The sequence below is a fragment of the Dysgonomonas termitidis genome (assembly GCF_054657735.1).
Map to the genome: position 1 here is coordinate 3712202 of NZ_BAAHYD010000002.1, position 15017 is coordinate 3727218.

Sequence of the window (15017 nt, forward strand, 5' to 3'; positions counted from 1 at the left end):
ATTTAGGTCGCAGACCTATTTATTACTTTGTTAAGTTCAAATACAACAAGAAGTTAAACTGAAATAGCATGTCATTAAATCCTTATTCTACTTATTTACAAATAGCAGAAGAAAGTAACAAGAAACGGGACGGTAAGGTCGAGTGTAATTCCATGGAATATGGCGATTATTACAAATTCCGGCCCGGAATATTTGGTAATAATGGGAAGTGTAGTATCCATTGTCGTCGCTCCGCCGGATGAGACAGGCGCCAGTTTTCCGAAATAAGTAACAAGCAACGGTGCCGCGAGCAGCGTAAACAGTTCCCTTATAATATTTGAGACTAAAGCGATTGTACCTAATTCAGCCCCCTTATATTGAGTAATAAAAATACTGGATAACGAGTAATACCCGAATCCCGAACCTACTGCCATACATTCGAAAATGCTCCAGCGGGGAATAAACAGACCGACGATTGCACATCCTGCCAAAGTGCCGACCAGTGTAGCTGCTGGTACGAGTATCACCTTAAGCTTATTATTTTTGAGAGCGGATAATGCTTTCTTATCATATCCTATATTAATACCAACCAGAAACATAAGGCCATAAAGGATATACACGCTTAAATCGTTATCAAGAACGACCTGAGGCAATATGCCCATATATGAAGCAATGGCTCCGGCTATAAAAAACGCAAGGATTATCAGACTGCCTTTCATATTTATTCTTTTCCTTTTACAAAGAATTTTTTATAGACAAACCATGCCAGCAAGATGCTGCCTGCAATGGCTCCCATCGTGATGATGAGAGCCTGCAAGCCAATTGTTGTCAGATTGTTTACTATCTTTTCATTATGTCCTACCGATATCCCCAGAAAAAAAAGGAGCAGGAATATGAAACAGGTTATCAGTTTCCCGATTATTTTTATATCCGGGATGCGGCGCAGAAAGTATCCGGCACCAATACCGGCAAGCATAATAGCAAAGACTGTAAGCATTATTAAGTAATGAATTGAAAAGAGTTTATTAATTAATCTGGTCGTTCGATTTTATTTCCAACAAAGGTATGGGATAAAAATTATTTTTGTCGGGAGAAAAACCCGTCCGACCGACAGCGGTAAGGGCTTCCTTTACCTTACCCCAACGGCGCATATCGTAGAAACGTGTGTTTTCAAGAGCAAATTCCAGTATACGTTCATGCTCAATCTGCTTCTTCACAAAGTCCTGATTCGAGTCAGCAGGAATCCCCGGCATATCCGCCCTGTCTCTTACCTGATTGATAAGCGGTACAGCTTCCGGTGTCTTCCCCTGTTCGTTTAAGCTTTCGGCAAGGAGCAACAAGACATCTGCATAACGCATCAGAGGCAAATTGACCGCCGTCCTCGATTTATTCAGGTCTTCCAGAGTCGCAGGAAGATATTTTCTGAAACAGGCTTTTTGTGAAGCGGCCCCGAATAATTCATTATAGGTATAACCGTACACCTTCTTATCTGTCACATCATTGAAATATGAATCGTTAAAGAAGACGGTTTGGTACAGCCGGGAATCGTACAGGCCTGTCGTGGCTGTCTTTCCTTCTTTTTTATATTCATCGATAAGTATCTGGTTAGGGAATATTTCGTCCCATCCTCCCAGTTCCCCGGTCGATATCCATTTGTGCAATGCAGTTCTGTATGCCGCACCATTAGCAGTATTTTCTGTGAACTGCAACTCAAAAACAGATTCTTTGGAATTTTTATTTGTCCCGTTAAACATAGACAGGAAATTCTTTTCCAATTCATAGCCTTTCACCTTTTTAAAGGCGTCTTCAGCCTTAGCCAGATATTCGGATTTCCTGCCTGTTTCTTCATAAGCCCGGGTAAGGAGCGAATATCCCATGTATGCATAAACGGCTCCCTGTGTTGCACGTCCGGTACGTTCAGGAGTTTGTTTCTGAGGCAAACCTGTAGCCGCTTCAAATTCACCGATTATAAAGTCCCACGCGGCGGCCCTGTCTGACAATGGCTTGCTGATCTGCGCTTCACTCGTAATATATTCGTTACGGATAATTATTCTCTCCCAGTTAAGCAAAAGTTTCATGTGGTAATATCCTCTTAAGAAATGGGCTTCGGCCAGGATTTGATTTTTATACGTCTCATCCATGCTGATGGAAGGAACTTTTTCCAGCACCTGATTAGCATAAGATATTCCCTGATAATGGATCTCCCAATATGTGTAAAACTGGCTGTTGCCATTCGTATATGTGAAATTGAATAATTCTACCCATGTAGGATAATTAAGCGCGTCACTTCCGATATTACAAACGTCCTCCCTATAAGCCTCTACGGGGAACTTTACTTCAGCAAATTCCCAGGTTTCAGTCGCGCATTCCAGTTTTGAATATACAGCCGCGAGCCCTGCTTCCGCATCGGTCTGGCTACGCCAGAAATTAGTCGAAGTAAGTTTGTCGGGGGAGTTCATATCAAGCCTGTCATCGCAAGACGATACAAAAAGTCCTGTAAGTATCAGACAAAGTATAATATATAGATTTTTTTTCATGTCGATAAAATTTATAAATTCAACAAGCCTCATTTAAAATGTATATTGGATACCCAGTACATATGAACGTGTGAAAGGGAATATATAACGGTCTACCCCTGTATTCAACACACCTGAAGGTGCGAATTCAGGGTCAATCCCTTTATACTTAGTCCATGTTAGCAGGTTTTCACCACTGATATATATCCTCAGATTTTCGGATTTCATCTTCGCAAGCAATGACTTAGGTAATGAATATCCTATCTGTATCTGACGCAGGCGGATAAAGTCGCCGGACTCAAGGAAACGATCCGATTCACGGGTATTTCCATTAGGGTCCTGTAAGACAGCGCGAGGTACGTTGCTATTCGTATTTTCCGGTGTCCATGAATCCAGAGTGGATGCAAGGAAATTTGATCCGGAGTTCATGCCTTCGTAAAAATATCTGTTGGCATTGTATAACTTGTGTCCCCATCCGCTACCGATAAGAGCACTGAAATCAAAACCTTTGAATGAAGCCCCTAAAGTCAGGTTTATTTCTGCTTTCGGAAGACCTGTTCCGGAATATACCTTGTCGTTATCATCAATTACACCGTCGCCATTTGTATCTGCAAAGCGGATATCACCGGGTTTTGCATTTTCCTGCAACAATTCACCCTTATCGTTTCTGTGAGCATTAACTTCGGCTTCCGTCTGGAAAATACCGTCCGTTTTATAGAGGAAGAATGCTCCGATAGGATACCCCACCCTTGTCTGGTTCGGGAAGTGCTCTGTACCAAATTTCAGTCCGGTTCCCAATAATATCTGATCTTCATCGGCCAGTGCAACCATTTTATTTTTCAGCAGGGAAACATTAAATCCTACATTATATTTAAAATCCCCTGAACTCTCCGCATAAGTAAATTCAAATTCCAACCCGGTATTACGCATTTTTCCTACATTGAGTGTCGGATTCTCCAATCCGGCAGAAGGTGCAAGTCTCTTGGTTATCAGCAAATCCTCTGTAGTATTGTTGAAATAATTTATTGTACCCGTAATTTTATTGTTCAGGAATCCATAATCCAGTCCGATATTTTTCGATACTGTGGTTTCCCATTGCAGTTTTTTGTTCTCAAGTCCCATTGCTATACTTCCGGGCCAGGGGTTATTGCCATCGCCCTGTACATATCCCATATAGAGGCTGTTATATGTAGTTATCAACGCCTGATGGGCATAATATCCCAAAGCTACTTCATTTCCCAGTTTACCCCAGCTCGCTCTCAGTTTCAGGTTCGAAACCGGAGTATTTTCGGGGAAGAATGCTTCCTCGGTGATCCGCCATCCTAAAGCCAGTGACGGGAAGTTACCAAAACGGCTGTCTTTACCGAACTTGGATGAACCGTCGCGACGGAATGTAAACTGCAACAGATAACGATTATCGAATGAATAATTCACACGTCCGAAGTAAGACATACGGTTATATTTGTATTTGGAGCCATCGGCACTGTATGTACCACCTTTTCCAGCTCCTATAGTCATAAAGAATGGATCAAGGAAACCCTCTGGTAACTCACTGGTTATAATAGACCCGTTATCTATAGAGTAAATTGTCTTTTTACCTTCAACTCCGACGCTGTTCCAGTTGTACGACTGCAAATCGAGAGATGTTCCCAGCATTGCATTAACCGAATGCTTATTGAAGGTGGCATTATAGTTCAACAGGTTATCAAACACCTGTTCGTCCCAATAGCTTCTGTTCTCCTCATAATATGCATATTCGTACGGATTTTTGATATCAGAAGTAAAAGGCGGGTTGTGATAATATGATTGGGTATTGTTACCCCTGTATGAGTAGCTGGTTTTGAAGGTCAAACCTTTCATTATGTCCACTCCTACCGCAATATTTCCGGCAACCTCCTGACTCTTTGTCCAGCTTGTGATATAGTGATTGTTTGCCATCACATTCACATTATTTGGAATATCGCCCCAGTTTGTAAGAGCAAAACCGTCTTTTTCATTCTCATCATATACAGCCACCAAAGGGGAAATCATGTACACTTCCTTCAAGCTGAAATTCGGGGTTTTCCGCTTCTTTCCGGTAAAAGCCAGATTGCCATCAATGGTGAATATATTTTTCTTGGTGCTGATTTTCATTCTGGCATTCTGCTGCATAAGATTATTGGATAGAACGATTCCTTTTTCCTCTGTGAGATTACCTGATAATGCGTAACGAGTGTCTCCCTGCCCGCCCCGTACCGCAATACTCTGAGTAGAGGAAAGACCTGTTCTGAAAACTTCATCCTGCCAATTGGTATTGTTTGTACCCGGATTTGTAAGGTAAGCCGGAAGATTGACAGGCTGGGAAGCATATTTGTTATATTCATCATACATTCGCTTGTGTACAGTAAGGTAGCCGTCTGCATCAAGCATTTTGAGTCTTTTGGCTGTTTCTGTAATGCTGACATACGAATTTATATCTACCTGAATTTTTCCCTGCTTACCGTTTTTGGTCGTCACAATGACTACCCCATTGGCAGCTACGGAGCCATAGATAGCAGCCGCAGCCGCATCTTTCAGTATTTCCATCGATGCTATATCGTTCGGATTAACAGTAGATATGTCTCCGGGAAATCCGTCGATAACATAAAGAGGCTCATTGCTCCCGAATGTATTGACACCTCTGATTTTCACAGCAGCTCCGGCTCCGGCCAATCCGCTGTTTTTCTGTATATTTACACCGGCAACCACACCTTGTAATGCTTCTACTGGATTACTTGTCGCCTTGGTAGTTATATCTTTTGTATCGACAGACGCCAGCGAGCCTGTCAAATCGCTTTTCTTTAATGTACCATAACCGATAACGACAACTTCATCGAGAACTTTATTGTCTTCTTTCAGCCGGATATCAAATGAAGTCTGGTTTCCGATTCTGATTTCTTGTTTTTCGAAGCCTACATATGATATGAGCAATGTTTCGCCGGATGATGCATCGATATCGAAATTACCGTCCACATCGGTGGTAGTACCTCTGGTTGTGCCTTTGATAACAACGCTTACTCCAATTACAGGTTCATTAAGATCATCTACAATATTTCCCCTTATCTTTTTCTGAGGCTGCGTTTGTAGAGGTGTTATACTGCCGGCTTTAGTAAGAATTATTTTATTTGACGATATTTCGTAACTGATAGCCTGATTTTTGAGGGCACTGATGAGCAGGGAATTTATGTCTGCATTTTTTGCGTCTACAGATATACGTTTACTGTCATCTATATCGACATTACTATACATGAATGAATACCCCAGCTTTTTCTCTATCGTAGAAAAAAACTCCTTTAAGGTTACATTGTTCAGGGTAAGGTCTATTTTTTCTTTGCTCTGCGGAAAAACCGCAAGTGAAAAGCAAATAAAGAACAGAACGCAAAGTGAAAGTGTTTTTCTTTGCATAGCAAAACTTATTTATATTGTTAATAATTAATATATTAAGAAATAGAGTTGATGTCTATTCCGGAATCATAAAGAAAGGTTAATTAATCTATTTCAATAGTATTGATATCTAAGGTCACTTATTGATAATGGTCACCTCCTTTCCGTTTATTTTATAATCGATTGGGGTTAACTTATTAAATAATTCGAGCAATTCGCGCAAAGATTCGGTTTTTACCGAGAATGTATATTTCTGTTTTTCATCAGGGTTTACCAGTTTAATATTTATACCATACCAACGTTCCAACTTCTTGGTCACTTCATATATATCCTCATTATAGAATATCAGTTGATCCTGTGTCCATGAGCGATAAGTATTTGCATCATCCTTAAACAAGGTGTACTTCAGGTTTTGCCGCGAGATGATGACCAGTTCGTCCGGATTAAGGTCTGTCATATATTTTCCCGTTTTATCGGTAATGACCACCTTTCCTTCCAAAAGGGACACACTTATTTCGCGGTCGTCGTTATAAGCCGATACATCAAAGGAGGTTCCCTTTACTACTATATCGACATCCGATGTTCTTACCTTGAATTTTTTAGTTTGATTTTTTGTCACATTAAAAAAAGCCTCTCCTTCAAGGTTTACAATACGTTCGGAACGATTAAAGTCTCCTGCATATGTCAGCTTTGATCCGGAATTGAGCCATACTTTTGTGCCATCGGGAAGGGTCATTTGCATTTTCTGTCCCTGCATAGTTTCTATGATTGTGACAGATTGGGACAGAAAAGCCGAATCTATAGTAGATTTCACAAAAACAGTAGCTGCAACACCAACGATAATCGCAACCATAGCTGCAATACCGGCAACTTTGATAAGTAACTTCCTTGTATATGATTTTACTGGAAGCGATGTCCTTATGTGCGAAGATATACCCGACCATATTTTGTCCTTGTCTGCGCGAACCGACTGTTCCGGACTGTCGTAGATATTTTCCCACTCATTTAATAATTGCTCGAATAATTTACGGTTTTCAGCAGAACTATTAATCCACATATCTATTTTATGCCTTTCCTGTTCAGATAATTCCTGACGGATATATCCGGCTATTTCATCATATGGAATATGTGCATGATTCATATTTCTGCTTTGTTTTATTATTAGACACGTAAGCTATCCGAATACCCTTAAACTATTTTCATTTTTTTTTGATCCAATCAAAAGAACACTACCATAATACTAATTATCAATCAAATAACGACATAAATTGCAGAGCTAACGTAATTATTATTGTAGGTAAAAAATTTCTTCCATTATAATATTTAAGTATATATTCCCTCACTTTCTTTATTGCAATAGACATTTGAGCCTCCACTGTTTTTACAGACAAGTCCTTCTCTCCGGCAATCTCCTTATATGTTTTATTCTGTTCTCTGCTCAGGATGAATATCTCTCTGCATTTTTCAGGTAAACTATTAATAGCCTGCTGGTATACAGAGCTGAATTCTTCCATATTTACACAATCCCGCGCCTTTTGCTTTTCCAGTTCACGGCTGGCCCATCCTTCAAGCAAAAGAGACCTGTTTTGTTCGTCGCGAAGAAGATTTAAGACCCTGTTCCGGGCGGCATTGTAGAGGTATGTTTTTATGTAAAATATATTGATTGTATCCCGTTCCTCCCAAAGCCTGATAAAGACATCCTGTATGATATCTTCTATCAGTTGTTTATTGTGAGTATAATAGTTAAGAAAGGTACACAGGCTGTCGGAATATACATTAAAAAGCTCTTTCAATGTAAATTCATCTATAGTAACTCCCGTATTTCTAAACTCTTTCTGCATTTGTCCGGTAAAAAAAGAGAACTTACGAATCTATGAATTTTATTGATATATCTTTTCTTTTACTGTGTTATTTTTCCCTATCTCTTACGCAAAAGAGATTAATTCGCACAGTTGAGAGAGATGTTTATCTAATATTGGGCTTATTGCATCTTGCAATGGAAATCCTTTCCCATTTAGAAAACTAAACCATATAGTGTCCGGATAAATAATTAGTTTTGCTATTTTGTTATCAGCCAGGGGCCGGCTTTTAACACGGAAAAGACGGAAGCCTTACCAAATATATTCACCTGATATTATGTTACTTACATCACGACTTAACCATCAACCGTGAATATAGATTAAATAAATACGACCTTTGAGATACTTATTGTTAACATTCCGTAGAGAAAGTAGGAACAGGTGTCATCTGAAAGAATAATGCTCCTTGTATATAACCCTTTGTGCTCTCTGTGATGAAAAAGATTCAACCACTAAGGGCACAAAGGATTAAACAAAGAGCACAAGCTAAAGAATAATCTTTGTCATGTACTATGTAAAAGTTATTGCTTTAGTTATTTCTTAACTATATATTCGAAATATTGGATAATTCAATAGTATTTTCAGGTTATTCTATAGCCAGTACTTCCGGTACAAAAGCCTTATCTTGAACCGTATCCTGATCTGTTACCATCTTACAGGTACCAAAGAAATTAGCCCCTGCCTCTATTTCAAGATTTACAGCTGTTATCTCTCCTTTGAAATAGGATGAGGATTTTAGCCTTACAATATCATAAGCGATAACGTCACCATTAATCTTACCCATCAGTTCGATACTGGTACTCTTTATATTACCCTTTACACAGCCGTCAGGCCCGATAATAACTTTGCCTTCGCATCGAATATTGCCTTCGACATTCCCGTCAATCCTCAAATCTCCTTTAGAATTTATCTCTCCGGAGAACATTGTAGATTGAGACAAGACACTGGGTGTATTACCCAGAGATCCGGCTGATACGACACCTTGTATATTGTTTTTCTTATTAAACATATTCAACCTTTTACATTATTTAGACTTCTAATATTCAAAATAAGTGGGACACGGAAGACAATCATCGTTCAATCCTCCGGTTTACAACTTGCATAATGAGCGATAAAACTCCTGAATAATCTGAACAAAATACCGGTCTTTAAACAAAGTTATCCATCCGTCTTTCCATTGCTGAAAGCCCTTACATTTGATCCCGCAATTGAGGACCATCTGATGCTCGGTTCTTTCGACAACTCTCAGTTGAGGGTTACCGGCTTTCTCATACCCATTCTTTAAGACGGATATCAATATTGTTTTCTTATTTTCAGGCACTGTATATTTAAAAACTGCATCGACACAACAAATTGAATATAGATAAAATGCAGAATATTCGTATGCAAACCAATAATCATCAATTTTGTACAGATATATCTGGTTATTATCAGAACAGTTTTTACTTTCTTTCATTAATATTTGTTGCATGTTATCCATGAGCTGCTCACTTATTTTATAGATTATTATTTACAAAGCCATTATTTTTTCCACTTTTGTTTTACCATCTTCAGTCTGCACTTTTACAATATACAAGCCCTGGGCTAACGACAGAGGTTTGGTATAAACAGTTGAATTAATCTGCTTACCCGAGTGTATCAATCTTCCATATAAGTCATATACAAGAACGCTTTTTATTACCCGACTCGATTTTACATCCAATACATGATTTTGGTAAATTATACGGATATCATCACTTGCATCTCCAATAATGTCGCCTGAAGAAGCCAAACGCAACACAAACCGGTCTGCATCTATATATCTGTTTTCTGCAGTTGTTTTACGCTGATGGAAGTGATATGTGGAATTATCTGTCAGATCTTGCTCTATCGCCATAAATTTATCTACTAATACAGGGCGGAAACCATAGGCTGAATAAAATTCACTTACATTATCAAACGTGAATTTCAGCTGTTTTTGAATATCGGAGCATTTTACGCCTATACCTATTTCATGAACATCGTCCTCTAATGCCTGAACAAGATTATAATCTTTACCATTAGGCGTTATAAAGAATGTTTCAGGCACAACATGCCCTTCGGTGTAAATCATTTTCCTTACGTTATTCAGATTTTCATCCGATTGAGATGCATTCAATATGGCATAATCACCGGCCTTATCATTGCTGTCGCTCGTCTTCAGATATAAAGAGTTCCCTTCAGGTACCACCAGAGAACGTCCTCTGAAAGTAGGTCCGGTTAAAGCAAATGCTCCTTCAAATGGGTATAACAATTCTGTATTGCTCACGCCATCCGCCAATGTTACAATAAATGCCTGTTGAGGTTTGATATTGTTTGTGGCTGAGAAAGGAAGGTGTTCCCATGTCTGGGTCGTACTGTTAAATACATAGTATCCATCACTAGCCAATATTTTTGGAGTGCTTATATTATTCGCATCAAGGAAACGCTTTGAATTGATAGATGACATAAACGGATTCCCAATCATAATTCTCTGCGATGAAGCTATATGCTTCGTCACTTGTTGAGCATATCCCGGTACGCTATTTCCACCGACATTGATATTCGTTACTCCATTCGAAGAAGTTTCGTATACGAAGCGATAAGACTCCGCCCCACGTTTCATTCGTCCCACAGGCGAATATATTAATTGAAGCGTTTTGGTATCGAAATAGAAGAACTTACTTTCTCCGGTAAACTTATCATAAGTATGGGCCGGATGATATGGACTTTGTGTACTATTTTCAAAGTACGGGAATTCCAAGATACCCTTAAGCGCATCCATATGGCAGTGATTATCAAGACCTACCTGATTCTTGAACGAAGGAACTTTTATCGCAACTGCATTATTCGTTTCTGTCAAATTGATATCGTTTCTTGCATATGCCTTACCGAAATCTCCGGCTTCTACTCCCACAGATTCACCTGTCACAGGGTCTTGTATATTAAAACCGCCCTGCCATGTTACAGGGAAACCGCCAAACGAAAAGTCTCCCGATGCCATATTCTTCAATGGAGCCGCTAATGCATACCACACATCCCGCTCTTTTACCAGACATGGATCGCCCGATCCGTTCTGGTCGGGCTGAGTACCATCCGCCAAACCGCTTGTATTGCTATAATATCCCCAATTGTATTGAACAAATGCTTTTTCATAAGTTAACTTATGCTGGAACGCAACTTCCGCACCATACTGGAAAGTAATATTCCTACATTGCGGAATCCCATATATATCCACAGGCGTACTGCTTAAATCCAGGGAAGGATAATTTGCAGAACCTCCTGTTATCTGTACGTCCGTACATGCCAATGGCACCATTCCCAACTGATTGCCTTCTTTATCCACCCAGTTGTCCGGATTGTTCCAGTTGCTGTCCCCTGCCGTTGATTTCCAGTAAAGCGCTGTTGGCTGAGCCATGACCTTTATTGTAAAGACGTTACTTTCAAACTGCTGTCCACAGAACCCATCGATAGTTATTCTTTTGAAATGCGTATCTACAGAGAGGTGCCCCGGTGTATAGGAGGTACTGTTCGCTCCTGATATATCTGTCCATATCACACCGTCTATACTGGACTTCCACTGGTATGTGAAAGAATTACTTCCACCCGAAGCCGCTGTAATTTCTTTTATTTCCAACGGATTCTGATTTCCACAGACGAACGGATTACCCTTTATAGTTCCTGCTATAACAGGAGCATTTACCGTAATCCTGAAAGTCATTGTTGGTCCTGTGCAACTGTTATCATATTCCGGAGTAACCGTAATAGTAGCCGTCACAGGGGCTGTCCCGTTATTGGTGGCGGTAAAGGCCGGAATGCTGGAAGTTGTGCCTGCGGCTGCGATACCGATGCCGGGCTGGTCGTTCGTCCAGCTGTAAGTCACCAAATTAGCTGGTGTGGTCGGTGTACCGAAAGTTATTGCAGGTATTGAATTTCCATTACACACTGTCCTGTCGGCAATGGTATTTACCATAGGGGTAGGGTTTACCGTAATTCTGAAAGTCACCGGTGTACCAATACAACTGTTATCATATTCCGGAGTAACCGTAATAGTAGCCGTCACAGGAGCTGTCCCGTTATTGGTTGCGGTAAAGGCCGGAATGCTGGAAGTTGTGCCTGCGGCTGCAATGCCGATGCCCGGCTGGTCGTTCGTCCAACTGTAAGTCACCAAGTTAGCCGGTGTGGTCGGTGTACCAAAGGCTATTGCTGGCATTGATGTACCGTTACACACTGTCTGATTAGCAATGGTATTAACCTTCGCCGTAGGATTGACCGTGATATTGAAAGTCATCGGAACACCTATACAACTATTATCATATTCCGGAGTAACCGTGATACTGGCTGTCACCGGGGAATTACTGTTATTGGTTGCGGTAAAGGCCGGTAAGCTCGCACCTGACCCACTGGCCGCAAGACCGATAGCCATATTATTGTTTGTCCAGCTGTAAGTTACCAAGTTAGCAGGAGTAGTCGGTGTACCGAAGGTTATTGCTGGCATTGATGTTCCGTTACACACTGTCTGATCGGTAATGGTATTTACCTTGGCTATAGGGTTGACCGTGATACTGAAAGTCATCGGAGCGCCTGTACAACTGTTATCATATTCCGGAGTAACCGTAATAGTAGCCGTCACCGGGGAATTACTGTTATTGGTTGCGGTAAAGGCCGGAATGCTGGAAGTTGTGCCTGCGGCTGCAATGCCGATGCCGGGCTGGTCGTTCGTCCAGCTGTAAGTCACCAAGTTAGCTGGTGTGGTCGGTGTACCAAAGGTTATTGCTGGCATTGATGTACCGTTACACACTGTCTGATTAGCAATGGTATTAACCTTCGCCGTAGGATTGACCGTGATACTGAAAGTCATCGGAGCACCTGTACAACTATTATTGTATTTAGGAGTAACCGTAATACTGGCTGTCACTGGGGAATTACTGTTATTGATTGCGGTAAAGGCCGGAATGCTGGAAGTTGTGCCTGCGGCTGCGATACCGATGCCGGGCTGGTCGTTCGTCCAGCTGTAAGTCACCAAGTTAGCAGGTGTGGTCGGTGTACCGAAAGTTATTGCTGGCATTGATGTGCCGTTACACACTGTCTGATTAGCAATGGTATTAACCTTTGCCGTAGGATTGACCGTGACACTGAAAGTCATCGGAGCACCTGTACAACTATTATTGTATTTAGGAGTAACCGTGATACTGGCTGTCACCGGGGAATTACTGTTATTGGTTGCGGTAAAGGCCGGAATGCTGGAAGTTGTGCCTGCGGCTGCGATACCGATGCCGGGCTGGTCGTTCGTCCAGCTGTAAGTCACCAAATTAGCTGGTGTGGTCGGTGTACCAAAGGTTATTGCTGGCATTGATGTACCGTTACACACTGTCTGATTAGCAATGGTATTAACCTTCGCCGTAGGATTGACCGTGATACTGAAAGTCATCGAAGCGCCTGTACAACTATTATTGTATTTAGGAGTAACCGTGATACTGGCTGTCACCGGAGCATTACTGCTATTGGTTGCGGTAAAGGCCGGTAAGCTCGCACCTGACCCACTGGCCGCAAGACCGATAGCCGTATTATTGTTTGTCCAACTGTAAGTTACCAAGTTAGCAGGAGTAGTCGGTGTACCGAAAGTTATTGCAGACATTGATGTTCCGTTACACACTGTCTGATCGGTAATGGTATTTACCTTGGCTATAGGATTGACCGTGATAGTAAAAGTCACCGGGGTACCACTACATGTTCCTTGTTTAGGAGTGACTGTAATGGTGGCTACAATAGGTGCATTTGTATTATTACTCGTAGTTGTGAAAGCAGGTATGTTCCCCGATCCACTGGTTCCAAAACCGATATTCGTATTACTTGTCCAACTATAAGTAGTATTAGGTAATGTACTTCCCGAAAACACAAATGTATTTGCCGGAACTGAAGCTCCACTACAATATATTTGACTTGCCGGCTGATTTACAGTAGGCGTATCGTCGTCTATAATTGTAAAAACAGCATTTTTTATTGTACCGGGCTGAATAAGATCATTACATGCTTCAGTATCAATTGAAATATTGAATGTCCTGTTATTTTGGCAAGTAGTATTACCAATAATCGATATGTTGTTTAATGTAAGCGTTTTTGCTGTTGTATAATCACCTGCGGGAATAATAAATCCTTTCACATATGAATAATCTGTATTAGCTGTTGCCGTACCTCCCGAAACAGTAAAGTTACATACCTGATCCTGAGCCAGCCGACCTCCACCTACTATTATTTTTGCAGTAGTAGCTACATGCGTATTGTTTCCCTCATCCTCGCTAAATGTAGCAGATGAAAAATTAACCGTAACCGGAGAAGACAAACCTGACGGAGGGGTAGGATCTGCCATTGCTATATTATTAAATTCAGTTTGATTATCCCCATAAGCGTGCATCACCTGCTTTGCTCCAATCTGGCCCGCCGATAATGGACCAATAGTAAATTCGACGGCAACACCATCATCTATACAACTGACTGTCTGCACAGTATTGCTCAATTGTAATTGAGCATTCAGGCCATTACGACTGCTATACGCCCCACTATAATAACTTCTAAAACCACCTATAGTTTTAAATCCGTGAGCAGACGGGCTTACGCCTGAACTATATCGGGCACAAGTACTGGAGTTATCCGAAGCTGTCCGATAATTACCGACATAATGCCCTGTTGTATTAGTAACCATATATCCACGGGAACCATCGGACCCTTTAATGTTCGCATCATGGTCCAAATATATATGCACCGTTTCCGGTATAGCCAAATCATGCGGAGCTCTCACATAATAATCAACTAAAAAGTATTTATCAGGATGAGTGTACTTAAAATTCATAGTCACATAAAACTTCTTCTGGCTCAATCGTGATATAAAATAACCGGAAATACTGGTTGTCCATACATTCCCAGTCTGGACTGCTGCTGTAGTTGAACACGCCGTCCATTGATTCGCTGAAGAATTATATTCTGTTGTACTACCATTAACCCTACTAGACCTAAATGTTAATGCTACCCCACCGGTGCTACCACTCGGGTAATTATGGCTACAACAGTATTGTGCCAGATTCGCTCTGTATACCGCCAAGCTACCGGTTGTATTGACAACAATTTTCAACCCATCATTAAATGATGAGCTTGCGCCTCCGGTGGGATTTATAGTCTGGGCAATCTGTCCCTGTATCTCACCTCCTATACCTATATAAATAAGTAAAAGAATTAAATATTTAATATATTGATATTTATACATTTC

The 15017-nt window shown here is 40.9% G+C and carries 9 protein-coding genes; all 9 read right to left on the reverse strand.

Annotated features, from left to right (window positions below; genetic code table 11):
• Positions 1 to 95: 95 nt before the first annotated feature.
• Positions 96 to 698, reverse strand: coding sequence for a LysO family transporter (locus tag ACYQ3L_RS19590; protein WP_379995388.1), 603 nt, complete (start codon positions 696 to 698; stop codon positions 96 to 98).
• Between the two features lie 2 nt (positions 699 to 700).
• Entirely contained in the window at positions 701 to 976 is a 276-nt protein-coding gene (locus ACYQ3L_RS19595) for a LysO family transporter (RefSeq protein WP_291113726.1), read from the reverse strand.
• Between the two features lie 28 nt (positions 977 to 1004).
• Positions 1005 to 2516 carry a RagB/SusD family nutrient uptake outer membrane protein gene (locus ACYQ3L_RS19600; protein ID WP_379995385.1) on the reverse strand — a complete coding sequence of 504 codons (1512 nt, stop codon included), beginning with the start codon at positions 2514 to 2516 and terminating at the stop codon, positions 1005 to 1007.
• Positions 2517 to 2549: 33 nt separating this feature from the next.
• The gene (locus tag ACYQ3L_RS19605; RefSeq protein ID WP_379995383.1) at positions 2550 to 5918 is read right to left on the reverse strand and encodes a TonB-dependent receptor; all 3369 of its coding nucleotides are present in this window, start codon (positions 5916 to 5918) and stop codon (positions 2550 to 2552) included.
• Positions 5919 to 6033: 115 nt separating this feature from the next.
• Positions 6034 to 7038 carry a FecR family protein gene (locus ACYQ3L_RS19610; protein WP_379995380.1) on the reverse strand — a complete coding sequence of 335 codons (1005 nt, stop codon included), beginning with the start codon at positions 7036 to 7038 and terminating at the stop codon, positions 6034 to 6036.
• 106 nt (positions 7039 to 7144) lie between these two features.
• Entirely contained in the window at positions 7145 to 7738 is a 594-nt protein-coding gene (locus ACYQ3L_RS19615; RefSeq protein ID WP_379995378.1) for an RNA polymerase sigma-70 factor, read from the reverse strand.
• Between the two features lie 604 nt (positions 7739 to 8342).
• Positions 8343 to 8765 (reverse strand): bactofilin family protein, encoded by a 423-nt coding sequence (locus ACYQ3L_RS19620; RefSeq protein WP_379995376.1) that lies wholly within the window; start codon positions 8763 to 8765, stop codon positions 8343 to 8345.
• Positions 8766 to 8846: 81 nt separating this feature from the next.
• Positions 8847 to 9212: a hypothetical protein gene (locus ACYQ3L_RS19625; protein ID WP_379995374.1), complete on the reverse strand. Its 366-nt coding sequence runs from the start codon at positions 9210 to 9212 to the stop codon at positions 8847 to 8849.
• A 54-nt stretch (positions 9213 to 9266) separates the two neighbouring features.
• Positions 9267 to 15014: a PKD-like domain-containing protein gene (locus ACYQ3L_RS19630; RefSeq protein ID WP_379995372.1), complete on the reverse strand. Its 5748-nt coding sequence runs from the start codon at positions 15012 to 15014 to the stop codon at positions 9267 to 9269.
• Positions 15015 to 15017 lie beyond the last annotated feature (3 nt).

Excerpts from the sequence above, each read along its gene's own strand:
- ACYQ3L_RS19610 (WP_379995380.1), bottom strand. The coding sequence starts at position 7,038 with ATGAATCATGCACATATTCCATATGATGAAATAGCCGGATATATCCGT.
- ACYQ3L_RS19600 (WP_379995385.1), bottom strand. The coding sequence starts at position 2,516 with ATGAAAAAAAATCTATATATTATACTTTGTCTGATACTTACAGGACTT.
- ACYQ3L_RS19605 (WP_379995383.1), bottom strand. The coding sequence starts at position 5,918 with ATGCAAAGAAAAACACTTTCACTTTGCGTTCTGTTCTTTATTTGCTTT.
- ACYQ3L_RS19615 (WP_379995378.1), bottom strand. The coding sequence starts at position 7,738 with ATGCAGAAAGAGTTTAGAAATACGGGAGTTACTATAGATGAATTTACA.
- ACYQ3L_RS19590 (WP_379995388.1), bottom strand. The coding sequence starts at position 698 with ATGAAAGGCAGTCTGATAATCCTTGCGTTTTTTATAGCCGGAGCCATT.
- ACYQ3L_RS19630 (WP_379995372.1), bottom strand. The coding sequence starts at position 15,014 with ATGTATAAATATCAATATATTAAATATTTAATTCTTTTACTTATTTAT.
- ACYQ3L_RS19595 (WP_291113726.1), bottom strand. The coding sequence starts at position 976 with ATGCTTACAGTCTTTGCTATTATGCTTGCCGGTATTGGTGCCGGATAC.
- ACYQ3L_RS19620 (WP_379995376.1), bottom strand. The coding sequence starts at position 8,765 with ATGTTTAATAAGAAAAACAATATACAAGGTGTCGTATCAGCCGGATCT.
- ACYQ3L_RS19625 (WP_379995374.1), bottom strand. The coding sequence starts at position 9,212 with ATGAAAGAAAGTAAAAACTGTTCTGATAATAACCAGATATATCTGTAC.